Origin of the sequence: Nocardia terpenica (assembly GCF_013186535.1) — a bacterium.
In the GTDB taxonomy this organism is placed as follows: Bacteria; Actinomycetota; Actinomycetes; order Mycobacteriales; family Mycobacteriaceae; genus Nocardia; species Nocardia terpenica.
In genome coordinates this window covers 1,922,779-1,944,833 of record NZ_JABMCZ010000001.1, presented here as the reverse complement: position 1 = coordinate 1,944,833, position 22,055 = coordinate 1,922,779, and the positions used below count along the sequence as shown (strand labels likewise).

General features: G+C 69.1%; 27 protein-coding genes and 1 tRNA gene. 9 read left to right on the top strand and 19 right to left on the bottom strand.

The genetic code is table 11. The features are described from left to right. Nucleotides 1–16 precede the first annotated feature (16 nt). A complete protein-coding gene (locus tag HPY32_RS08995) occupies nt 17–1,222 on the bottom strand; it encodes a branched-chain amino acid ABC transporter substrate-binding protein (protein ID WP_171982763.1) in 1,206 nt (401 codons plus the stop codon). Between the two features lie 255 nt (nt 1,223–1,477). After that, nucleotides 1,478–2,098 (bottom strand): ANTAR domain-containing response regulator, encoded by a 621-nt coding sequence (locus HPY32_RS08990; RefSeq protein WP_067591402.1) that lies wholly within the window; start codon nt 2,096–2,098, stop codon nt 1,478–1,480. A gap of 201 nt (nt 2,099–2,299) precedes the next feature. Between HPY32_RS08990 and HPY32_RS08985 the strand changes: the two genes are divergently transcribed. The 5 genes from HPY32_RS08985 to HPY32_RS08970 all read left to right on the top strand — a co-directional run bounded on the left by HPY32_RS08985 (nt 2,300) and on the right by HPY32_RS08970 (nt 4,456). Further along, nucleotides 2,300–2,383: transfer RNA gene (locus HPY32_RS08985), tRNA-Leu, on the top strand. Nucleotides 2,384–2,494: 111 nt separating this feature from the next. Then, nucleotides 2,495–3,010: a monooxygenase family protein gene (locus HPY32_RS46105; RefSeq protein ID WP_309247510.1), complete on the top strand. Its 516-nt coding sequence runs from the start codon at nt 2,495–2,497 to the stop codon at nt 3,008–3,010. Further along, complete coding sequence (locus HPY32_RS46100; RefSeq protein ID WP_309247518.1) at nt 2,917–3,156, top strand: hypothetical protein; 240 nt, start codon at nt 2,917–2,919, stop codon at nt 3,154–3,156. The genes HPY32_RS46105 and HPY32_RS46100 overlap by 94 nt, the downstream gene beginning before the upstream one ends. Nucleotides 3,157–3,312: 156 nt before the next feature. Continuing rightward, on the top strand, nt 3,313–3,939 hold the full coding sequence (locus HPY32_RS08975) for an arsenate reductase/protein-tyrosine-phosphatase family protein (protein ID WP_067591406.1): 627 nt from the start codon (nt 3,313–3,315) through the stop codon (nt 3,937–3,939). A 154-nt stretch (nt 3,940–4,093) separates the two neighbouring features. After that, complete coding sequence (locus HPY32_RS08970) at nt 4,094–4,456, top strand: hypothetical protein (protein WP_231951764.1); 363 nt, start codon at nt 4,094–4,096, stop codon at nt 4,454–4,456. Nucleotides 4,457–4,505: 49 nt separating this feature from the next. On the opposite strand, the gene HPY32_RS08965 is transcribed toward HPY32_RS08970, so the two are convergent. From HPY32_RS08965 to HPY32_RS08915, 11 genes are all read right to left on the bottom strand, one after another. Continuing rightward, the gene (locus HPY32_RS08965) at nt 4,506–5,420 is read right to left on the bottom strand and encodes an acyl-CoA thioesterase (RefSeq protein ID WP_067596077.1); all 915 of its coding nucleotides are present in this window, start codon (nt 5,418–5,420) and stop codon (nt 4,506–4,508) included. A 13-nt stretch (nt 5,421–5,433) separates the two neighbouring features. Then, a complete protein-coding gene (gene pyk, locus HPY32_RS08960) occupies nt 5,434–6,855 on the bottom strand; it encodes a pyruvate kinase (RefSeq protein WP_082871597.1) in 1,422 nt (473 codons plus the stop codon). Nucleotides 6,856–6,935: 80 nt separating this feature from the next. Next, nucleotides 6,936–7,604 carry an amino acid ABC transporter permease gene (locus HPY32_RS08955; RefSeq protein WP_067591410.1) on the bottom strand — a complete coding sequence of 223 codons (669 nt, stop codon included), beginning with the start codon at nt 7,602–7,604 and terminating at the stop codon, nt 6,936–6,938. 18 nt (nt 7,605–7,622) lie between these two features. Beyond that, nucleotides 7,623–8,378 (bottom strand): transporter substrate-binding domain-containing protein, encoded by a 756-nt coding sequence (locus tag HPY32_RS08950; protein ID WP_067591411.1) that lies wholly within the window; start codon nt 8,376–8,378, stop codon nt 7,623–7,625. Between the two features lie 189 nt (nt 8,379–8,567). Continuing rightward, complete coding sequence (locus HPY32_RS08945) at nt 8,568–9,014, bottom strand: TM2 domain-containing protein (protein WP_067591412.1); 447 nt, start codon at nt 9,012–9,014, stop codon at nt 8,568–8,570. An 83-nt stretch (nt 9,015–9,097) separates the two neighbouring features. Beyond that, nucleotides 9,098–10,267 carry a prolipoprotein diacylglyceryl transferase gene (lgt, locus tag HPY32_RS08940; protein WP_082871598.1) on the bottom strand — a complete coding sequence of 390 codons (1,170 nt, stop codon included), beginning with the start codon at nt 10,265–10,267 and terminating at the stop codon, nt 9,098–9,100. Nucleotides 10,268–10,294: 27 nt separating this feature from the next. After that, complete coding sequence (gene trpA, locus HPY32_RS08935; protein WP_067591413.1) at nt 10,295–11,086, bottom strand: tryptophan synthase subunit alpha; 792 nt, start codon at nt 11,084–11,086, stop codon at nt 10,295–10,297. Then, nucleotides 11,083–12,348: a tryptophan synthase subunit beta gene (gene trpB, locus HPY32_RS08930; RefSeq protein WP_067591416.1), complete on the bottom strand. Its 1,266-nt coding sequence runs from the start codon at nt 12,346–12,348 to the stop codon at nt 11,083–11,085. Before trpB ends, trpA begins: the two co-directional genes overlap by 4 nt. After that, on the bottom strand, nt 12,345–13,169 hold the full coding sequence (gene trpC, locus HPY32_RS08925) for an indole-3-glycerol phosphate synthase TrpC (RefSeq protein WP_067591420.1): 825 nt from the start codon (nt 13,167–13,169) through the stop codon (nt 12,345–12,347). The genes trpB and trpC overlap by 4 nt, the downstream gene beginning before the upstream one ends. 145 nt (nt 13,170–13,314) lie before the next feature. Then, on the bottom strand, nt 13,315–14,052 hold the full coding sequence (locus tag HPY32_RS08920) for a TIGR02234 family membrane protein (RefSeq protein ID WP_067591424.1): 738 nt from the start codon (nt 14,050–14,052) through the stop codon (nt 13,315–13,317). Then, nucleotides 14,049–15,617: an anthranilate synthase component I gene (locus tag HPY32_RS08915; protein ID WP_067591429.1), complete on the bottom strand. Its 1,569-nt coding sequence runs from the start codon at nt 15,615–15,617 to the stop codon at nt 14,049–14,051. Before HPY32_RS08915 ends, HPY32_RS08920 begins: the two co-directional genes overlap by 4 nt. A gap of 130 nt (nt 15,618–15,747) precedes the next feature. On the opposite strand from HPY32_RS08915, the gene HPY32_RS08910 reads away from it, so the two are divergent. From HPY32_RS08910 to HPY32_RS08895, 4 genes are all read left to right on the top strand, one after another. Next, nucleotides 15,748–16,065: a hypothetical protein gene (locus HPY32_RS08910; RefSeq protein WP_067591433.1), complete on the top strand. Its 318-nt coding sequence runs from the start codon at nt 15,748–15,750 to the stop codon at nt 16,063–16,065. A gap of 51 nt (nt 16,066–16,116) precedes the next feature. Then, nucleotides 16,117–16,578: a peroxiredoxin gene (locus tag HPY32_RS08905; RefSeq protein ID WP_067591436.1), complete on the top strand. Its 462-nt coding sequence runs from the start codon at nt 16,117–16,119 to the stop codon at nt 16,576–16,578. 59 nt (nt 16,579–16,637) lie between these two features. Next, entirely contained in the window at nt 16,638–17,252 is a 615-nt protein-coding gene (locus HPY32_RS08900; RefSeq protein ID WP_067591439.1) for a permease, read from the top strand. Between the two features lie 200 nt (nt 17,253–17,452). Continuing rightward, nucleotides 17,453–17,908, top strand: coding sequence for a MarR family winged helix-turn-helix transcriptional regulator (locus HPY32_RS08895; RefSeq protein WP_231951946.1), 456 nt, complete (start codon nt 17,453–17,455; stop codon nt 17,906–17,908). A gap of 1 nt (nt 17,909) precedes the next feature. Here HPY32_RS08895 and hisI read toward each other — a convergent pair whose 3' ends face one another. From hisI to hisB, 6 genes are all read right to left on the bottom strand, one after another. After that, on the bottom strand, nt 17,910–18,257 hold the full coding sequence (hisI, locus tag HPY32_RS08890) for a phosphoribosyl-AMP cyclohydrolase (protein ID WP_067591442.1): 348 nt from the start codon (nt 18,255–18,257) through the stop codon (nt 17,910–17,912). Next, nucleotides 18,254–19,027 (bottom strand): imidazole glycerol phosphate synthase subunit HisF, encoded by a 774-nt coding sequence (gene hisF / locus HPY32_RS08885; protein ID WP_067591444.1) that lies wholly within the window; start codon nt 19,025–19,027, stop codon nt 18,254–18,256. Before hisF ends, hisI begins: the two co-directional genes overlap by 4 nt. Nucleotides 19,028–19,041: 14 nt before the next feature. Continuing rightward, nucleotides 19,042–19,857: an inositol monophosphatase family protein gene (locus tag HPY32_RS08880; RefSeq protein ID WP_067591447.1), complete on the bottom strand. Its 816-nt coding sequence runs from the start codon at nt 19,855–19,857 to the stop codon at nt 19,042–19,044. Between the two features lie 4 nt (nt 19,858–19,861). Then, nucleotides 19,862–20,593, bottom strand: coding sequence for a bifunctional 1-(5-phosphoribosyl)-5-((5-phosphoribosylamino)methylideneamino)imidazole-4-carboxamide isomerase/phosphoribosylanthranilate isomerase PriA (gene priA, locus HPY32_RS08875; protein ID WP_067591450.1), 732 nt, complete (start codon nt 20,591–20,593; stop codon nt 19,862–19,864). A 164-nt stretch (nt 20,594–20,757) separates the two neighbouring features. Then, a complete protein-coding gene (gene hisH / locus HPY32_RS08870; RefSeq protein ID WP_067591454.1) occupies nt 20,758–21,396 on the bottom strand; it encodes an imidazole glycerol phosphate synthase subunit HisH in 639 nt (212 codons plus the stop codon). Continuing rightward, a complete protein-coding gene (gene hisB, locus HPY32_RS08865; protein WP_067591458.1) occupies nt 21,393–22,037 on the bottom strand; it encodes an imidazoleglycerol-phosphate dehydratase HisB in 645 nt (214 codons plus the stop codon). The genes hisH and hisB overlap by 4 nt, the downstream gene beginning before the upstream one ends. Between the last annotated feature and the right edge of the window lie 18 nt (nt 22,038–22,055).

The following is a 22,055-nucleotide window of genomic DNA, read 5'->3' as shown; positions in this document are numbered from 1 at the left end:
GAAAATCGGGTGGTGCCTACTTGACCTGGTACATCCAGATCAGCGCGTTGGCCAGCTCACCCGTGCTGTCCCACTTGTAATGCCGGGCCAGGCCCTGGCCGTCGTAGTTGCGCACCCAGTCGACCATCTCGGCGCGGGTCTTCTTCCCGGCGTCGATGCCCTTCAGCATGACGGTGGCGAGGTCGTAGGCTTCCACCGAGTAAACACCGGATTCCTGGCCGTTGAGCGCCTTGTAGGCGGTCTCGAAGGTGTCCGGAGCCGGGCCGCACGGGCACGACAGCAGCGCGTCCTTGGCGGAATCGCCGGCCTGCTTGAGGAATTGGGGATCGTTGCTGCCGTCGCCGGAGACGAAGGCCGCCTTCACACCGGCCGAGCGCAGCTGCTGCACCAGCGGGGCGGCCTCGGAGTAGTAGCCGCCGTAGAAGATGGCGTCCGGCTTGGCCGACGAGAGCTTCGACACCGTGGCCGAGAAGTCGCGGTCACCGGCCTTGATGCTGATGGCGCAGGACGCGTCGGCCGCCGGGCCCAGACCCTGGGCGACGGCCTGGGCCAGGCCGGTGCCGTAGTCGGAGTTGTCCTGCACGACGCAGATCTTCTTGTAACCGGCCGTGTTGACCAGGTACCTGGCCACCGCCGGGCCCTGCAGGCCGTCGTTGGCCAGGCCGCGGAAGAAGGTCTTCCAGCCGTTCTTGGTCAGCGTGGCATTGGTCGCCGACGAGGTCAGCGACGGCATGCCCGCGTCGCTGAGTTGCTGACCGGTCGCCTTGGTCTCCCCGGAAAAGGCCGGGCCGACCAGTCCGATGACCGACTGGTCGTCGAGGAGCTTCGGCACGATCTGGGTGGCCTTCTGCGGATCGCCCTCGGTGTCGAACGGCTTCAGGGTCACCTGGCAGCCCGGATTGGCCTTGTTGTGCTCGTCGACGGCCAGCTTGGCGCCGTCGTCGATATTGATGCCGAGGGCCGCGTTCGGGCCGGTCAGCGCGCCGGCATAGGCCAGTGCGAGGTTCGGGTCGCACGTGGCCTTGCCGTCGCCGGCCGGGTTGGCCGCGGTGGAGGTGTCCGTCTTGGGGACTTCCTTGCCCTGGCTGTCGATCTGCACCAGCGGTTTGATCGAAAGGGGTCCGGCGTTGGCGCCGCCGGACCCGTTGTCTGTCGACTTGCTGGCGCACCCGGCGACAGCGAGCGCGGCCGCGGCCCCGATCACCAGCGCTGCGCGCGTCATACGACTGCGAGTGATGGTCCGCGTCATTGAACCAAGCACGTTTCACCTCTATGTCCTGCTGATCCCTCGGTTCACGAGGGGACCGACTACGTCGGTCAGGCTCAGAACTTAGCGGTGCCACGTTAGATCTGCATCACATTCGAGTCATTCATGTGACTTCGATCCCCAGTATTTACCGCACCGTGTTGCCGGGATGAAAATTTTCGGCAATCACGCGGCGGAGCGACACGATCGAGATGTCTGTAACCCTTGGTTCTAGGACTTGGGCGCGAGATTCTCCAGTACCACCTCGGCCACCGCCTTCATCGTGGTACGGCGATCCATCGCGGTGCGCTGAATCCACTTGAAAGCCTGCGGTTCGGACAGGCCCTGCGTTTGCATCAACACGCCCTTGGCGCGCTCGACTAGTTTGCGAGTCTCCAACCGCTCGGCCAAATTGGCGACCTCGCCCTCGAGCGCGGTGATCTCGTGGAAGCGGCTGGCCGCCAGCTCGATCGCCGGCACCAGATCCGACTTGGTGAACGGCTTCACCAGATAGGCCATGGCACCCGCGTCGCGGGCCCGCTCCACCAGATCGCGCTGACTGAACGCGGTCAGAATAACCACCGGCGCAAGACGTTTCGATGCGATCTCGGCCGCCGCGTCGATCCCGTCGCGGCGCGGCATCTTCACGTCCATGATCACCAGATCCGGCCGCAACTCCTCGGCCAGGTCGACCGCCTGCTGGCCGTCGCCGGCCTCACCCACCACCTGATAGCCCTCTTCCGAGAGCATCTCCACCAGGTCCATCCGAATGAGCGCCTCGTCCTCGGCAACCACCACCCGCTTCGCGGCGGTCCCCGTGTCCTTCTTCGCGCCCCCTGCTGACGTTCCCATAGACAGACCCCTCGTGATTTCCGATGCCGATCCTCGATGCCCGCGGCCCGCCGCCCACCCAACGACGGACCGGCGCGCACCCGAGTGACCTAAAGAGTACCTTTCAACCTGCTCCACAACCCATCTACCCTGCGCAAAGTACCCCGTGCCACGCCGATTGGGTCACAGGGGCATCCACCCGCTATCATTTCCTCCCGGTGCGCCGAGTTGGCGGAACTGGCAGACGCGACGGTCTCAAAAACCGTTGTCCTCACGGACGTGTGGGTTCGAGTCCCACACTCGGCACCGTTCGCGCGCTCCGCGGGCGCCGCTCGCGGAGTGCGCTCGCCGGGCCGGTGGCCGCGGCGGACATTCTCGGTGGTTCCGTTTTCGTGGGATGATTTTTCCGGCTCGAATATGATTGCATTGCAACATCATTCGTCGTCGGTTGTGGAGCCGGGGTGGGGGCCGCCATTTTCGGGATTGCGAACCGGGCGGGCGGGACTTTCGCGATGCGGGTGTAGGGGGGAAACTACAGCCCTGGGATCGTCTTCCGAAAGGCGCGCTATGCGGGTGGACCGCCGGACCGTGGATCTGGCCGAGTATCCGGATCTGGTCGTCGTTTATCTCGGTATGCGGGTGCGGCGGGTTCGAGGGATGCTCCGATTGCTCGGGCTGGGGCCGAAACTGTATCGGTCGCACCGGGAACGGCCCGACGGGCTGTTGCTGCACGAGGATGTGGTGTGGGCGTTGTTTCCGCCGCACTGGGGGGCTCGGCAATACTGGCGCGACCTCGACAGCCTGGAGCGGTGGACCCGCTCCGACCCGCATCGGCAGTGGTGGCAGCGGTTTCTGCGGGACTCGGGGGCACGGGGTTCTGGCACGAGGCGTACTTCCTGCGCGGCGGCATCGACGCCCTGTACGACGATATGAGCACGCCCACGGGACTGGCCCGATTCGCGCCCGTCGTCACCGCGCGCGGGCGATTGTTCTCCGCCCGCGGGCGCGTGCACGACGACGCGCCCACGGTCGCCCCCGTGCTCGATGAAAGTTCTTATTACTCCGACGATTCCGAATGACGACGAACGTCGCGAAAATGATCTACCCCGTACGGCCACCGGTCGCCCAACGTCCGGCCACGACGCGGTACACAAAGGTGAACATCTGACCAAATCAATGCGTGCCGACCAATTCGGTACTTCTGGTCGGGGTTTTTTGGGTTTACCGTAAGTCCCATGCACGTCCTGTTCGTCTGCACCGGGAATGTGTGCCGTTCGGTCATCGCCGAACGCCTCACCCGAGCCATAGCGGCCGAACACGGTCTCGACGATCTCACCGCCGAAAGCGCGGGCACCCGCGCGCTGGTCGGGTTCGGGGTGGAACCGCTTGCCGCCCAGACGATCACCGGGCTCGGCGGCTGCGCCGAGAACTTCAAGGCGCGCCGGCTCAAGCCGGAGTTGGTGGAGCGGGCGGATCTGGTGCTGGCCATGACCGAGCAGATCCGCGACGACATCGCCGGACTCGTGCCGGACGCCGCCGGGAAGATCTTCACGCTGCTCGAGGCGTACCGCATCGCCAAGGTCAGCGGGGCGCGCACCATCGCCGAAATCGACCGGGCACGAAACGATCTCACCCTGGTCGGGCGCGAGAACATCGCCGACCCGGTCGGCCTGTCGGCCGAGAAGTACTGCGAGGTCGGCGATCGCATCGCCGAGGCGCTGGTTCCGCTGCTGGTGGCGCTGCACATTCACGAGGGTCAGGGCAGCGACGATCGTGGGCGGCCCCGGCTGGTGGTGCTGCCCGGAGGCCGCAGCGAGACACCGACATCCACCGCCTCGCCCCGAATCGGCCGACACGCCTGACCAAAGATCAGGCAAAACGTGCGGTGGTGTCCTCCCCACCGGTGGCATTCAGGGACTACACTCCCCGCGGAGACTTGACGCCAAACGATGGTCGACACAAGAACAGGACTCAGACATGCCGAAACGCATTTCGGATGTTTCGCTCCATGTTTATGTGACAGCCGAAACCCTCGAACGCGTCGTGGAGACGGTGCGCGACGTGGTCGACGATCACGTGGCCGACCGGGACTTGTTCGCCTGGCGCTTCACCCTACCCGTCGAATCCGATCAGGCCGTCCATCGGATGCTCGAAACCCGGTGGCGGCTCGGCCATCCCGGCGCCGACCCGGCCGACCGCCGCACCTACGAGATCGCGCTCAGCCTGGTGGGCGATGTCGAGCAGCTCACCGAGGAGGGCATGGCCGACCTGGAGAGCAGCCTGGTGCTCGAGATCGCCGAGGATGATGCGGTGCCGTATTCCATTCACGCCTTGCATCGGGAGAGCTTCGATCTCGAAGAAAACCGCGAGCTCATCTGAGAGCGAGGTCCCGGCCAAAAGCACGCCGGGACCATGAGGGTCGTGCTGGTCAGCCGCGGGAGGGGAAGTGGCGGATGACGCCCTCCTGGACGACCGTCGCGAGCAATTCCCCGGCGCGGGAATAGAAGTGGCCGGTGGCCAGGCCGCGCGAGCCCGCGGCGACGGGAGATCGGGTGGCGTACAGGGCCCATTCGTCGAAGCGGAACGGGCGGTGGAACCAGATCGAATGGTTCACCGTGGCCGCGACGATGCGGTCGAAACCCCACGACAGCCCGTGCGTGGTGATGATCGAGTCCAGCACCGTGGTGTCGGACGAATAACCCAGTGCCGCAACGTGAATCAGCGGGTCGTCGGGTAGCTTGCCGTCGGCGCGCATCCAGACCCGGTTGTAGTCCAGCGTGCCGCCGGTGCCCTTGAGGATCCAGGCCGGATCGTTGGTGTAGCGCATGTCGATCGGATGCGGGGCCTGCACGAACATCTGCAGCCGGTCCTCGAGCCCGGCGAAGGACTCCTCCACCCGCGGCAGGCCGTCCGGATCGGGCACCTGCGGCAGGGGCGCGGCGTGTTCCAGGCCCTTGGCCCAGTCCTGGAAGGCCGCCAGCATGACGAACAGCTCCTGATCGCCCTGATACGCGGTGACGGTCCGGTTCGCGAAGGAGCGGCCGTCCCGGTGCCGCTGCACCCGGTACTCGATCGGCTTCTTCACATCACCGCCGCGCACGAAATGGGCGTTGAGCGCGTGCACCGGGCGTCCCGGTCCGACGGTGCGACCCGCGGCGACGATCGCCTGCGCCACCAGCTGCCCGCCGAAGGTGCGACTCCACACCTTCTCGGGGTGATGGCCCAGGAAGTGGTCCTCGCCCAGCTGCTCCAGGTCGAGCAACCCGAGCAGCACATCCAGATCGCTTGCGCCGGAACCGGTGTCGGCGGGCTCGCCGTGCGACGCCCCGACGGATTCGCCCAGTGACGCGCTCAACTCAGTGGTCCTCCTCGCCGATGCGGTGCACGTGAATGAGGTTGGTGGAACCGATGGTGCCCGGCGGGGAACCCGCCACGATCACCACGAGATCGCCCTTGGCGTACCGGTTCAGCGACAGCAGTTCCTTGTCGACCTGACCGATCATCTCGTCGGTGGTCCGCACCGTCGGCACGATGAACGTCTCCACGCCCCAGGTCAGCGCGAGCTGGCTGCGCACCTCCGGCAGCGGGGTGAACGCCAGCAGCGGCAGCGGGGTGTGCAGCCGGGCCAGGCGGCGCACGGTGTCGCCGGACTGGGTGAACGCCACCAGCGCCTTGGCATTGAGCCGCTCGCCGATGTCGCGGGCCGCATAGGAGATGACGCCGCGCTTGGTGCGCGGCACGTGCGTCAACGGCGGTACCCGCGTGGAGGATTCGGACTCCACCGCGTGCACGATGCGCGCCATGGTGCGCACCGTCTCGATCGGGTACTGACCCACCGAGGTCTCCCCCGAGAGCATGACGGCGTCGGCGCCGTCGAGCACCGCGTTGGCGACGTCGGACGCCTCGGCGCGGGTGGGGCGGGAGTTGCCGATCATGGACTCCAGCATCTGGGTGGCCACGATGACTGGTTTGGCGTTCTCCCTGGCCATTTGGATGGCCCGCTTCTGCACCAGCGGCACCTGCTCGAGCGGCAGCTCGACGCCGAGGTCACCGCGGGCGACCATGACCGCGTCGAAGGCCAGCACGATCGCCTCGAGATTGTCGATGGCCTCGGGCTTCTCCAGCTTGGCGATGACCGGCACGCGGCGGCCGACCCGATCCATCACATCGTGGACCAGCTCGACGTCCGAGGGCGAGCGCACGAACGACAGCGCGATGAAGTCCACGCCCAGCTGCAGCGCGAATTCCAGGTCGGCGATGTCCTTGTCCGACAGCGCCGGAACCGACACGTCCATGCCGGGCAGCGAGACGCCCTTGTTGTTGGAGACCGGGCCGCCCTCGGTGACGCGGCAGACCACGTCGTTGCCGTCGACGCGGATCACGGTCAGGCCGACCTTGCCGTCGTCGACGAGCAGCCGGTCGCCGGCCTTGGCGTCCTGGGCGAGTTGCTTGTAGGTGGTGGAGACGCGGTCGTGGGTGCCCTCCACGTCGTCGACCGTGATGCGCACCTCCTCCCCCGTCGCCCATATCGTCTTTTCCTCGATGAACCGGCCGAGCCGGATCTTGGGGCCCTGCAAGTCGGCGAGAATGCCTACCGCACGGCTCAATTGGTCCGCCGCCCGCCGTACCTTGCGGTAATTCTCGGCGTGATCGGCGTGTTCGCCGTGACTGAAGTTCAACCGGGCCACGTCCATGCCGCTTTCGACAAGTTCGCGGATCCGATCCTCGGAGGCGGTGGCCGGACCGAGGGTGCACACAATTTTTGTCCGTCGCATCACGGCTCGAGCCTAGTCCTGCCGCCGGTGGACCGCTGAACGGGCACACCCTTCGCTACCCGCCGGAAAAGCCGGAATCGGCCTCATCTGGCCACATGCCTGGCCAGACGTGTTTCCAACCTGGTCTGTGCGAATCCGAGTATCAAACATATTACCCAGTAGTAGATAGCTGCGACGCCGTAGAGGGCGAAGAAGTCGAACGTCGGCGCGGCCGCGAGTTGGGCTACTCGCAACAATTCGGTTACCAGGATGGTGGACGCCAGCGACGTGTCCTTCACCAACGAGATGAGCGTATTCGACAGCGGCGGTACGGCAATCCGCGCGGCCTGCGGCAGGATGATCGAGCGCAGCGTCTGCACGTGCGACAGGCCCAGCGCGTGCGCGGCCTCCCACTGGCCGTGCGCGACCGACAGGATCGCCGCGCGCACCACCTCCGCGGCATAGCCGCCGACGTTGAGGCTGAACGCGATCACGGCCGCGGGGAACGGATCGATCACGATGTTCAGCTGTGGCAGCGCGTAGAACACGATGAACAGCTGCACCAGCAGCGGCGTGCCGCGAATGATCGAGATGTAGAAGCGGGCCGCCGCGGCGACCGGCCACATCGTCGACATCCGGGCCAGCGCCACGAACAGCGCGAGCACCAGGCCGATGCCGAAGCTGATCGCGGTCAGCGGCAGCGTCTTGGTGACGGTGGCCTCCAGCATCGGCCAGAGGTTGTGGCGGATCAGCGCCCAGGTGGAGGAATCCATGCGGGGTCGGTACCCGGCCTACTTGCTGACGTCGGTGCCGAAGTACTTGTCCGAGATTCTGGCGAGCGTGCCGTCGGCCCGCAGCGCGTCCAGCGCGCCGTTGACGTCGTCGACCAGCTTGCCGGAGTCCTTGCGCGCGGCGAATGCCTGGGTGCTGGTCTGGCCGGTCTTCCCGGCCACCTTCACCGTCAGGTCGCCGGTCTTCTTGCTGTACTCGCCGACGGCCAGGGTGTCGTTGACGGCGGCGTCGACGCGGCCGTTCTTGAGCAACTGGATGGCCTGCACGAAGCCCTCGACGGCCTCGACCTTGCAGCCCGCGCCGGAAGCCACCTTGCTCCAGTTGCTGGTGGAGGACTGGGCGCAGGTCTTGCCGTTCAGGTCGGCGAGCGTGGCGATGGTGCCGTTGTCGGTGCGGGTGACGATGACGCCGTCGGAGGTGGTGTAGGGCTGGGAGAGCGCGTACTTCTGCTGCCGGTCGGGATTGACCGTCACCTGGTTGGCGACCAGGTCGAAGCGCTTGGACTCCAGGCCCGCGAAGATCGAGTCCCACGGGGTCTGCACGAATTCGACCTTCTTGCCGAGCTTACCGGCGACGGCCTGCATCACCTCGATGTCGTATCCGGTGAGCTTGCCGTCGGAGCCCTGGAAACTGAACGGCGCGTAGGTACCCTCGGTCCCGACCCGCAACACATTCGGGTCCTTGCTGCCGCATCCGGTCACGAGGCCGGTGGCGGCGGCGATGGCGAGCACGGCGGCGAACAGCTGGCGGCGCAATGAAATACCTCTCCCGCAATGTGCGGGCCGATCCCGCACACGACACACAGAACCGCCACAGCCTACGACACGCGAGGAACAGGACCGAGGGTAACGCTCAGGCCGAATTTTATACCGGACAAATCGGTCACCACTCGTCATCCCGGCACGCTGTCACCACTCGTCATCCCGGCATGCTCTTGGCCGGGATCAGTCCTGCAGCGGGCGCCCGTCCGGGTCGCGCACCTTTCCGGCGAGGATCATGATGCCGTCGATCAGGCCCCAGATGTGGCCGACGCCGCAGGTGAGGATGCTGACCACCAGCTGCGCCACGCCGAGGCCGGTGTAGCCGAGGTAGAAGCGGCCGACGCCGAAGAAGCCGAGGAAGATCTGCAGCAGCCCGGCCGCCAGCTTCGACTTGTCCGAATACGGTTCGCCGTACACATTGCGGCCGTAGGGCGCCTGTGGGTCCATACCGGGCGGGCCGTACGGTGCGGGCGGATAGCCGTAGGGCTGACCGTACGGCGGCGGCGGGAACTGTTGCTGCCCATAGGGATCGGCGGGCTGGGCGTAGGCGTCGTGCGGCTGGCCCGGGCCGGTGCCGGGCGCGCCGTACTGCGGCCCGTCCATGGGGTGCTGCTGGTACGGGTCGGTCACTGTGCGGTCCTCCTAGGTCGTGCGGGTCCGTCCGTCCGGCCCGGCCCCCCGGTGCGCCGCGCCGGAGCGCGGCGCGTCGGACGTCAATTCTTGCCCGAGTCCGCCGGTTTCGTCGACTCGATGGCCGCGGCGGAATCTTCCTCGGTATCGCCGGTCGCGGCGGAATCGTTGCCGGAGGCCGATTCTGCCGTCCCGGCCCGATCGGCGCCCGACACCGCGGTGTCGGCCGCCCCGGTCCCCGACGTCGCATCCGAACCGTCGGCCCCGGTATCGGCCTGCGCCGCAGCGCTTTCCGAGGGCGCCCCGGCCTTGCGCAGTGCGGCCAGCTGCCACGGCCAGGGGCGTACACCGCCCGGCTGGAGCTGTTCGGCCGTCTCCCGCCCCTTGGTGGCGAGCAGGAAATACGCGATGGCACACAGGAACACCAGCGTCGAGGTGTAGGAGTTGATGCGGATGCCGAAGATGTGGGTGGCCTCGTCGTCGCGCAGCAGCTCCACCCAGAAGCGGCCGAAGGTGTAGATCGCCACGTACAGCGCGAACAACCGGCCGTGGCCGATGCGGTACCGCTTGTCCAGCCACACCAGCGCCAGCACCCCGAGCACGTTCCAGATCAGCTCGTAGAGGAACGTCGGCTGCACGATCTTGTCCACCACGCCGGTGGAGGTGCCGTTCATCATGTCGAGCTGGCCGTGCGAGTCGAAGCGCAGGTAGATCTGCAGCCCCCACGGCACGTCCGTGCGGCGGCCGTACAGCTCCTGGTTGAAGTAGTTGCCCAGGCGGCCGATCGCCTGCGCCAGCAGGATCGGCGGGGCGATGGCATCGCCGAAGGCGGGCAACGGGATTCGATAGACCCGGCAGCCGATCCAGGCGCCGATGCCGCCCAGCAGCACCGCGCCCCAGATGCCGAGGCCACCCTCCCACACCTTCAGCGCGTTGAGCGGATGACCGCCGTCGCCGAAGTACTTCTGCCAGTCGGTGGCGACGTGATAGAGACGCCCGCCGACCAGACCGAACGGCACCGCGAACATGGCGACGTCCAAGACCGCGCCGGGCTGTCCGCCGCGCTCACGCCAGCGCCGCTCCCCCCACCAGATCGCGATGATGATGCCGGCGATGATGCACAGCGCGTAGGCCCGCAGCGGAAACGGGCCCACGTACCATACGCCGCGCGGCGGGCTGGGTATATAGGCCAGCACCGCCGCTGGCGACGCACCGTGCGCAACAACACTCTCTGCCAGGGCTGGAAAAGTCACGGGCCCCACCGTAACGGAAGCGCGTCGTCAGGAGGGCACCGACGCCGAGCGCACGCCCTCGGCGAGCTCGGCGGTCAGCGTCCGAACCCGGTCCAGGCCCTCACCCGCCGCGGTCACCAGGGCCGAGCCGACGATGACTCCATCGGCGTAGGAGGCGATTTCGGCCGCCTGCGCGCCGCTGCGCACCCCGAGACCGACGCCGATCGGGATGTCGGAGTGCGCGCGGATGCGGGCGCACAGCTCGGGGGCCGCCGAGGAGACCGCGTCGCGGGCGCCGGTCACGCCCATCGTGGACGCCGCGTAGACGAAGCCCCGGCTCGCCTGGATGGTCTTGGCCAGCCGCTCCTCGGTCGAGGACGGCGCGACCAGGAAGATGCGGTCCAGATCGTGCGCCTCGGAGGCGGCGAACCAGTCGTCGGCCTCCTCCGGGATGAGGTTCGGGGTGATCAGCCCGAGCCCGCCCGCGCCCGCCAGATCGCGGGCGAAACGGTCGACGCCGTACTGCAGCACCGGATTCCAGTAGGCCATCACCACGGCGTGGCCACCGGCCCGCGAGATCGCCTCGACCACCGAGAACACGTCGCGCACCCGCACCCCGCCGCGCAGCGCCTGCTCGGCGGCGGCCTGGATGGTCGGGCCGTCCATCACCGGATCGGAGTAGGCGACGCCGACTTCGATGATGTCGCAGCCGGATTCGACCATCGCCGTGCAGACGTCGATGGACCCGGCCAGGTCGGGATATCCGGCCGGGAGGTATCCGACGAGCGCGGCCCGGCCCGCCGCCCGCGTGGCGGCGAACGTGGCTTCCAGGCGGCTCATTTCGCGTCCTCCGGTTCGTCGAACAGCCCGAACCAGCGGGCCGCGGTGTCCATGTCCTTGTCGCCGCGACCGGACAGACTCACCAGAATGATTGCGCCCGGGCCCAATTCGCGGCCCAGCTGCAGCGCGCCCGCCACCGCGTGCGCGGACTCGATGGCCGGGATGATGCCCTCGGTGCGCGAGAGCAGCAGCAGCGCGTCCATCGCCTCGCCGTCGGTGATCGGCCGGTACTCGGCGCGCCCGGTGTCCTTCAGGTAGGCATGCTCCGGCCCCACCCCGGGATAGTCCAGACCCGCGGAGATGGAATGGGATTCGATGGTCTGGCCGTCCTCGTCCTGCAGCAGATACGAGTACGCGCCCTGGAACGCGCCGGGCCGCCCGCCGGTGAACGTGGCCGCGTGCCGTCCGGTATCGACGCCGTCACCGGCGGCCTCGTAGCCGACCAGGCGCACGCCCGGGTCGTCGAGGAAGGCGTGGAAGATGCCGATCGCGTTGGAGCCGCCGCCGACGCAGGCGACCACGGCGTCGGGCAGCCGCCCGGTCGACGAGTGCACCTGCGCACGCGCCTCCAGGCCGACCACCCGCTGAAAGTCGCGGACCAGCAACGGGAACGGATGCGGGCCCGCGGCGGTGCCGAAGCAGTAGTAGGTGTCCTCGGCGTTGGTCACCCAGTCGCGCAGCGCCTCGTTGATGGCGTCCTTGAGCGTCTGCGAGCCGCTGGTCACCGACACCACCTCGGCGCCGAGCAGCCGCATGCGGGCCACGTTCAGCGCCTGGCGGGCGGTGTCGACCGCGCCCATGTAGATCACGCAGTCCAGGCCCAGCAGCGCGCACGCGGTGGCGGTGGCGACGCCGTGCTGGCCCGCGCCGGTCTCGGCGATGACCCGGGTCTTGCCCATCCGCTGGGCCAGCAGCGCCTGCCCGAGCACATTATTGATCTTGTGCGAGCCGGTGTGGTTCAGGTCCTCGCGCTTGAGCAGGATCCGCGCGCCGCCCGCGTGTTCCGACAGCCGGGTGCACTCGTACACCGGCGACGGGCGACCGGCGTAGTCGCGCTGCAGGCGGTCCAGCTCGCCCAGGAAGCCGGGATCGACCCGGCACTTGTCGTATTCGGCGGTGACCTCCTCGATCACCGCCATCAGCGCCTCGGGCACGTGGCGACCGCCGTACACGCCGAAATGTCCACCGGCGTCGGGCTCGTGGCTGCGCTGAGTCACGCCCGCGCTGGCCTGGGGCAGCGTGGGCTCGTCGGTACGGGTCATCGACTGGCTCCCCTGCGCAGCGGTCGCGGGCAGGACGGGTGGGTACCGGCGGTGACCAGTTCGGAGACCGCCGCGCGCGGGTCGCCGCTGGTCACCAGGCTCTCGCCGACGAGCACGGCGTCCGCCCCGGCGCCGGCGTAGGCCAGCAGATCGGCGGTGCCGCTGATCCCGGATTCGGCCACCCGGATGACCTCGGTGGGCAGGCCGGGGGCGATGCGGGCGAACACGTCGGTGTCCACCTCGAGGGTCTTCAGGTTGCGGGCGTTCACGCCCATGACCGAGGCGCCCGCCTCGAGGGCGCGGTCGGCCTCCTCCTCGGTGTGCACCTCGACCAGGGCCGTCATGCCCAGCGATTCGGTGCGGTCGATCAGCGAGGACAGCACGTCCTGCTCGAGGGCGGCCACGATCAGCAGGATCATGTCCGCGCCGTGCGCGCGCGCCTCGTGGATCTGGTACGGCCCGACGACGAAGTCCTTGCGCAGGATCGGCACGTCGACGACCGCGCGGACGGCGTCCAGGTCGGCCAGCGAGCCGTGGAAGCGGCGGCCCTCGGTGAGCACGCTGATCACGCGCGCGCCGCCGTCCTCGTAGGCGTGGGCCAGCTTGGCGGGGTCCGGAATGTCGGCCAGGGCACCCTTGGACGGGCTGGCCCGCTTGACCTCGGCAATGACTCCGATGCCGTCCGCATGCAGTGCGGCGTATGCGTCCCGCGGCGAAGGCGCCGCGGCGGCGGCCTTCTTGACAGCCTGGAAATCCAGGAGGGCTTCCCGAGCGGCGACATCCGCACGGACCCCGTCGAGAATCGAGTCGAGTACCGTCATCTGGCTCGAATCCTTTCTGGGGAGACGGACTTGCTGCCTGAGAGTCCCCCCAGGCGCTGTCTCACCGATGCTGTTAGAAGAGTAATTGGCGGTGTTCACCGCGTTGTCGGCGGGGTGTTCTGCGTCGCACAACGCGGTGGTGGGGTCATCGATCACGCCGCGGCTCGTCCTCGGTGGGGTCGGCCCCGGCGTCGAGGGCGTCCCACAGCACACGCTCGGACAACGGCCCGTTCGCGGCCGAATCCGGCTGCGCCGTCCCGTCTTTCGGCGCGTCCCCGGTCTGCCGCGCGTGCTGCTGCACCTGTTCGGCGGCGGCGCGGCGGCGGAACACCGGATTGTCGTACTTGCCCGACAGTCGGGCGGTGGACTCCGGCATCCGAGCCAGCAGCACCCCGGCCGCGAACGCCGCCACCGCGCCGAGCAGGCTCAGCAGCGCGGGCAGCGGCGCGGAGCTCGCCTGGTCCACCTGCGCGCGGGCGGGCAGCTCGGCCAGCTTGGCGGCGCGCGCGGCGAGATCGCCGTGGTGGGTCAGCAGCGCGAGGCCCGGGACGGCGGCGGCCGCGGCCACCACCGCCACCACCGCGCCGATCACCCGGCGCAGCCAGCCCCGGGTGGCGAACACGGCCGCGATGGCGGCCAGCAGCACCAGCGCCAGCGGCGTGAGCGCCCCGAACCAGGTGCCGCCGTCGAGGTGGCGGGTGCGCTGCTCGGTGAGCCCGTCGGAGGACCGCAGCGTGACCCAGGTCAGCCGCGAGGAGCCCCAGAGCGCGGCGGCGGCCAGGGCCAGCAGCAGCACCGGGCCGATCGGGTTCCGCCGGGTGGTGGCGGGCGCGGGGTCGTCGGGCGAATTCGGTGGGGCCGAATCGGATTCCGCCGCACTCATCGGGTGCCGCCGTCGGGTCCGGGGGTGAAGGCGCGCACGGTCTGCGCGGCGGCGATGGCCTTGAGCACCGCCATCGCCTTGTTGCGGGACTCGTTGTCCTCGTACTCGGGCTGCGAGTCGGCGACGATGCCGCCGCCCGCCTGCACGTACGCGGTGCCGTTCTTGAGCAGGGCGGTGCGGATGGCGATGGCGGTATCGGCATCGCCCGCGAAGTCCAGATACCCGACCACCCCGGCGTAGACGCCGCGGCGGGTGGGTTCGAGCTCCTCGATCAGCTCCATGGCCCGCACCTTCGGCGCGCCGGACAGGGTTCCGGCCGGGAAGCAGGCGCGCACCGCGTCGAGCGCGATGCGGCCGGGCGCCAGCTGCCCGGACACCGTGGACACCAGGTGCATGACGTGGCTGTAGCGCTCGACGTGCCGGTAGTCGGTGACCCGCACGGTCCCGGGGCGGCAGACCCGGCCCAGATCGTTGCGGCCCAGGTCGACGAGCATCAGGTGTTCGGCGTTCTCCTTGGCGTCGGCCAGCAGGTCCTTCTCCAGCAGCAGGTCGTCCTCGACGGTGGCGCCGCGCCAGCGGGTGCCCGCGATCGGATGCGTGGTGGCGACCCCGTCCTTCACCGTCACCAGCGACTCCGGGCTGGAGCCGACGATGGAGAACGCGGTGCCGCCGGAACCGTCCGGGATGTGCATCAGATACATGTACGGGCTCGGATTCGACGCGCGCAGCATGCGATACACCTCGAGCGGGCTGCCGTCGTAGTCCATCTCGAACCGCTGCGACAGCACCACCTGGAACGCCTCGCCCGCCTCGATCTCCTTGACCAGCCGGGTCACGCCCGCGCCGAATTCGGCGGCGGTGCGGCGACGGCGGTAGTCGGGCTCGGGGCGGTCGAACACCGACACCGTGGACTCTGCCGGGGCGCCCAGGGCGGCGGTCATCGTGTCCAGGCGGGCGACGGCGTCGTCGTAGGCCGCGTCCACCCGCTCGTCGGTGCCGTTCCAGTTGACCGCGTTGGCGATCAGGGTGATCGCGCCCTCGTGATGGTCGAAGGCGGCCAGGTCGGTGGCCAGCATCATCACCATCTCCGGCACCTGCAGGTCGTCGACCGCGAGCTCCGGCAGCCGTTCCATCCGGCGCACGATGTCGTAGCCGAGATAGCCGACCAGGCCGCCGGTCAGCGGCGGCAGGCCGGGCAGGCGCTCGGAGCGCAGCAGCTCCAGGGTGTCGTGCAGCGCGTCCAGCGGGTCGCCGCCGGAGGGCGCGTCGGCGGGCGTGGCGCCCAGCCAGGTCGCGTGCCCGTCGACTACGGTCAGCGCGGTGGGACTGCCCGCGCCGATGAACGACCAGCGCGACCACGACCGCCCGTTCTCCGCCGACTCCAGCAGGAACGTGCCCGCCCGGCCCGCGGCCAGCTTGCGGTAGGTCGACAGCGGAGTCTCCGAGTCCGCCAACACCTTTCGCGTCACCGGCACGACCCGATGCTCGGCCGCGAGCGCGCGGAACTGTTCCCTGGTGGTCGTGGTGTCGGAGGTACTCGAACGGTCGGATGCGTCGCCCTGCATCCACTCATCATTCCAGCCCGCGGCAACGGAAATTCCCGGCCCCCGTCAGCGGACGTGGCCCCGGTCACTACACTCTCGTCGTTCCATGAGTCGCACGAGGTATCCCTGCAACGAGAGGAGTTCCACACTGATGTACCCCTCGCAACCGGTGACACCGGAGGGCCCCCGGCATGCGGCGCCGCTACCGGGTGGTTTTCCGGGGCAGCCGCCGCGGATGATGAGCATGAACCAGTCCGGGCCGCACGGCTCGGCGACCAAGCACAACGCGCTCGCCTCGTTCGTCACCTATGTGAAGGCGATGGAGAGCCTGGATCCCAAGCGCTTCCCGGCCGAGTACGCCGAGAACGCCGATCGCATCAAGGAGCTCAAGCCGTTCCTCAAGGCGCACGGCATCCTCGACGTCATGGCCATCAAGAACCCGGAAGTGGCCGCGCTACTCGGTGTCTAGTGCCGATTGCGTTGGTACCGGGCGCGGCCCGCGCCCGGTACTGTCCCAGCCATGAAGGCCGGTGACCGCGTTACGCAGTTCGAACTTCCCGACCAGACCGGCGCCGTCCGGTCGCTGGACGCACTGCTGGCCGACGGCCCGCTCGTGCTGTTCTTCTTCCCCGCCGCCAACACCCCGGTCTGCACCGCCGAGGCGTGCCACTTCCGCGATCTGGCCGCCGAATTCGCGGCCGTCGGCGCGAGCTGCGCGGGCATCAGCACCGATTCGGTGGACACCCAGGCCGGTTTCGCGCAGGCGCAGCGGCTGGGCTATCCGCTGCTGTCCGACGCCGACGGCACGGTGGCGCAGCAGTTCGGCGTCAAGCGCGGCCTGCTCGGCAGGCTCGCGCCGGTCAAGCGGCACACCTACGTCGTCGACACCGATCGCACGGTCCTGACCGTCATTACCGGCGAATTGCGGGCGAACGTGCACGCCGACCAGGCGCTGGACTTCCTCCGCGGCAGAACCGCCTGATCCGAAACGCCGGGCCGGAACTCGGGCCGCGGTTCGGCGGCGACGCATACGCTGTTGCTATGACTTCGCGGAGCGTGGAGCAATCGTCCGGCACCGAATCGTCGTTCGCCCTGTGGCGCAATCGCATCCTCGGGCTGGTGGCCGTGGTCGCCGTGCTCGTCGTCGCGTATCTACTCCTCGCGGCGTTCATTCCACGCTGGTGGGCGCAGCGCGTCGCCGACATGTCGGGGCACGGGAGCTTCGCCCGGGGCATCTGGTCGGGCCTGGCCCTGGGCTTCGTCTGCACGCTGATTCCGTTGCTGCTGCTGTACTTCGCCGTGCGGATGTGGCGCGCGCGGGCGGGCCGGTTCCTCGCGGGAGCGGCGGCGGTCCTGGCGATCGCCGCGGCCCTGCCGAACCTGATGACGCTCGCCATCGTGCGCGGACGCAACGGCGCCGCGCAGACCGGTCAGCAGATCCTCAATGTCAACGCGCCCGGATTCCGCGGCGCGACGCTGATCGCCGTCATCGTCGCCGCCGTGCTGTTCCTGCTGATCATCACCGCGTCGGTGCGCAGGCGGTTCCGCAAACGCCGCGCGGCCCGGCAGTCGACACCCGCGACACCGCCCGCCGACCCGCCCCCGGCGCCGCCCGCCGAGACCACCCCGCCGGAGCCGAAACCGTCCGACCATTGATTTCACGTGATAGATGTCACGTCAAACGAAACAACCGTGCCCCTCGAGCGAAATCATGGCAAACTTGAGGCTTGCAGGTGACTGTGAATTGAAGTTTCAATAAATCCCTAGGATTGCTAACGAAAATCACGTCACTTGGCTGCAAGAGAGGGCGCGAAGTGACGAAGTGGCTGAATCCCGTCGAACAGCGAGCTTGGCGGATGCTGGTTGCGCTCACGACTCGCTTGCCTGCGGCAATGGATACCCAGCTGCAGCGCGAGTCGGGGGTGACTCATTTCGAGTATTTCGTGATGGCGCTGCTGTCCGAGGAACCCGGGCATCGCCTTCAGCTGAGCGAACTGGCTTATAAGGCAAATGCATCGCTATCTCGACTGTCGCATGTGGTGACGAAGCTGGAGCGACTCGGCTGGGCACAACGCGAGGTACTGGCGGGTCGGCGCGGCGCGCACGCCGTGCTCACCGACGCCGGGTTCCGCAAGGTCGAGGAGGCCACCCCCGGCTATCTCGAGGCGGTGCGCGGGCTGGTGTTCGACGGCCTCGACGACCAGCGCGTGCAGGAGCTGCTGCAGCTCGGCGAGGCGCTGGTGTCCCAGCTCGACGCCGGGTTGGCCCGCGGCATCGGACGCGCGGGCGGGCGGGCGCAGGAGCCGGAGTAGCTCAGTCGGCGAGCAGGATGTCGCTGTCCCAGCAGGTGTGGGTGCCGGTGTGGCAGGCCGCACCCTCCTGGTCGACGATCAGCAGGACGGTGTCGCCGTCGCAGTCCAGGCGGACCTCGTGCACGTACTGGGTGTGGCCGGAGGTTTCGCCCTTGACCCAGTACTGCTGCCGGGATCGGGAGAAGTAGGTGGCCTTGCGGGTGGCCAAAGTGCGGGCCAGGGCCTCGTCGTCCATCCACGCCAGCATGAGCACGTCGCCGGTGCCGCGCTCCTGCGCGACGGCCGCGACCAGCCCCGCCTCGTTGCGCTTGAGGCGGGCGGCGATGGCGGGATCCAAACTCGTGGTCACCGTACGACGATACCTTCGGCGCGCAGCGCGTTTTTCACCTGTGGGATCGTCAGGTCGCCGAAGTGGAAGACGCTGGCGGCCAGGACCGCGTCGGCCCCGGTCCGGATCGCCGGGGCGAAGTCCTCGACCCGCCCGGCGCCGCCGCTGGCGATGATCGGCACCGACACCGCCGCGCGGACCGCTTCGATCATCGGCAGGTCGAACCCGGCCTTGGTGCCGTCGGCGTCCATGGAGTTGAGCAGGATCTCCCCGACGCCCAGCTCCGCGCCGCGCACCGCCCACTCGACCGCGTCGATGCCGGTGCTGCGCTTGCCGCCGTGCGTGGTGACCTCCCAGCCCGACGGGGTGGGCGGGTTGCCGTCCGGCACCCGGCGCGCGTCCACCGACAGCACGATGCACTGCGAGCCGAAGCGCTCCGACATCTCGCGCAGGATCTCGGGATCGGCGATGGCGGCGGTGTTCACCGACACCTTGTCCGCGCCCGCGCGCAGCAGCCGGTCGACATCCTCGACGGTGCGCACGCCGCCGCCGACGGTGAGCGGGATGAAGATCTGCTCGGCGGTGCGGGTCACCACGTCGATCATGGTGCCGCGGTCGCCGGTGGAGGCGGTGACGTCGAGGAAGGTGAGTTCGTCGGCGCCCTGGGCGTCGTAGGCGGCGGCCAGCTCCACGGGATCGCCCGCGTCGCGCAGGTTTTCGAAGTTCACGCCCTTCACGACGCGGCCGGCGTCGACGTCCAGGCACGGAATCACGCGTACTGCCAAGGTCATTGCGTCGGTTCCCGTCATCTCTCGCGGGCGGCGGCGCGGTCCACCGCGGTATTGATCATTTCCAGCAGTTCGGCGTGCACGCCGGGCGCGGCGGCCAGCACCGAACCGGATTCGATGGTCCACGGCTCGCCGAGCAGGTCGGTGACCACTCCCCCGGCGGCGCGCACCATGGCCACGCCCGCGGCGTTGTCCCACGGATGATGCCCGAACACGACCGCCCCGCCCAGCACCCCGGAGGCGGTGAACGCCAGGTCGATTCCGGTGGAGCCGTGCATGCGCATCCGCCCCGACAACCTGCTCAGCGCGCCGAGCAGGTCGAAGCGGAAGCGGCCCGGAATGCGGCCGTGGGCATCGAGATTGAAGGAGCCGAAGCCGATCATGGCGTCGGAGAGCTTGCCGGAGGCCAAGGGCGGCAACGGTTCTCCGTCCAGCAGCACGGGACCGCCCGCGGCCGCGGCGTAGCGGCGGCCCAGCAGCGGCAGCCAGGTCAGGCCGAGCACCGGGTCGCCGTTGTCGACCAGCGCCAGCAGCATGCCCGAAAGCGGGTGGCCCATCGAGTAATTGAAGGTGCCGTCGATGGGGTCGAGCACCCAGGCGGTGCCGGAGGTGAGCTCGGGTCCGCCGAATTCCTCTCCGTGCACGGGGATTCCGGTGCGCTCCCACAGCTGCGCCGACAGGGTGCGCTCCAGCTCGAGATCGAGTTCGGTGGCGAAGTCCCCGCGGCCCTTCTGCACGGCGCTCGGTGCGCCGATGCCCTCGGCGAATCGCGGTGCGGCGGAGTCCAGGACGTCGCTCGCGACGGCGAGCAGGTCGGCGAGATCGGCGCCCATGGCCTCAGCGCACCGCGGCGAGGGCCTCGGGCAGCGTGAATCGCCCGGCGTACAGGGCCTTTCCGACGATGGCGCCCTCCACGCCCTCGGGCACCAGCCCGGCGATGGCACGCAGATCGTCGAGGGTGGACACGCCGCCGGAGGCGATCACCGGGGCGCCGGTCGCGTTGGTGACCTCGCCCAGCAGGTCCAGGTTGGGGCCGGTGAGGGTGCCGTCCTTGGTGACGTCGGTGACGACGTAGCGCGAGCAGCCGTCGCGCTCCAGGCGCTCGAGCACCTCCCACAGGTCGCCGCCGTCGGTGACCCAGCCGCGGCCGCGCAGCCGGTATTCGCCGTCGACGATGCGCACGTCCAGGCCGATCGCGATCCGGTCGCCGTACTCGCCGAGGGCACGGGCGCACCACCGCGGATCCTCCAGGGCGGCCGTGCCGAGATTGACCCGGGCACAGCCGGTGGCCAGGGCCGCCCGCAGCGATTCGTCGTCGCGAATGCCGCCGGACAGCTCCACCTTCACATCGAGCTCGCCCACCACCTCGGCCAGCAGATCGCGATTGGACCCGCGCCCGAAGGCGGCATCCAGATCCACCAGATGCACCCACTCCGCCCCGTCGTGCTGCCAGGCCAGCGCCGCCTCCCGCGGCGACCCGTAACTGGTCTCGCTCCCGGCCTCCCCCTGAACCAGGCGCACGGCCTCACCATTGGCGACATCGACAGCGGGTAGCAGCACAAGACTCACGCGAGCACTCTACTGGGCGATAGGTTCGCTACCACGACCGGGCCAGCGCATGTCCTGGGCCGACCCGCATCCCGATGGGCGGGCGGCCGGGGACCACAGATTCCGGCGAAAAGCATGCCGGAATGACGAGGGATGACACGCACGCCGGAACGAGGGGACGACCGTCACAGCGAAGCGATCCAATTGCGCAATAGTTGCGCGCCTGCGTCGCCGGACTTCTCGGGGTGGAATTGGGTGGCGGAGAGGGGGCCGTTCTCGACGGCGGCGAGGAAGGGGGCGCCGTGTTCGGACCAGGTGAGTTTGGCGGGAGGGAGTGGGCCGTCGTCGGTCCAGCTCCACTTCTGGGCGGCGTAGGAGTGCACGAAGTAGAAGCGGGTGTCGGGGGGCATGCCCGCGAACAGGACGCTGTCGGCGGGGGGCCGCACGGTGTTCCAGCCCATGTGCGGAAGGACCGGGGCGGCAAGGCGTTCCACGGTGCCGGGCCATTCGGCGCAGCCCTCGGTCTCGACGCCGAACTCCACGCCGCGCTCGAACAGGATCTGCATGCCGACGCAGATGCCCAGCACCGGGCGGCCGCCCGCGAGCCGCCTGCCGATGATGCGGTCGCCGCGGACCGCGCGCAACCCGGCCATGCAGGCGGCGTACGCGCCGACGCCGGGCACCACCAAACCGTCTGCGCCGGTGGCGATCTCGGCATCGGCGGTGACGGTGACCTCGGCCCCGGACCGGATCAGGGCGCGGTGCGCGGAGTGCAGATTGCCGGAGCCGTAGTCCAGCAGCGCGACGGTCGGTGTGCGGGTCACAGCGTCCCCTTCGTCGACGGCACGCCGGTCACCCGCGGGTCAAATTCCACGGCGGCGCGCAGCGCGCGGGCCACGGCCTTGAACTCGGCCTCGGTGACGTGGTGCTGGTCGCGGCCGTACAGCACCCGCACATGCAGCGCGATGCGGGCGTTGAGCGCGATCGACTCGAACACGTGGCGATTGAGCACCGTCGAGTAGGGCGCGCCGGGCCGCAGCGGAGAGGTCGCCGAGGCCGGTACCGGGGAACCCGGAATCACCGCGTGCAGCAGGTGATCCGGCTCGCCGGTGTGCACGCAGTAGGGCCGCCCGGACACGTCGACGACGGCGTGGGCCAACGTCTCGTCCATGGGGATGTAGGCGTCGCCGAAGCGGCGGATGCCCTGCTTGTCGCCGAGCGCCTGCCCCAGCGCCTGGCCGAACACGATCGCGGTGTCCTCCACGGTGTGGTGGGCCTCGATCTCGATATCGCCCTCCGCGTGCACGGCCAGGTCGAAGCTGGCGTGCGCGCCCAGCGCGGTCAGCATGTGGTCGTAGAACGGCACCCCGGTGGAGATGTCGGTCCGTCCGGTGCCGTCGAGGTTCAGCTCGACGACGATGCTGGATTCCTTGGTGGTGCGTTCCACCCGCGCGGTTCGGTTCATGGTCGCTTTCGTTCGAGC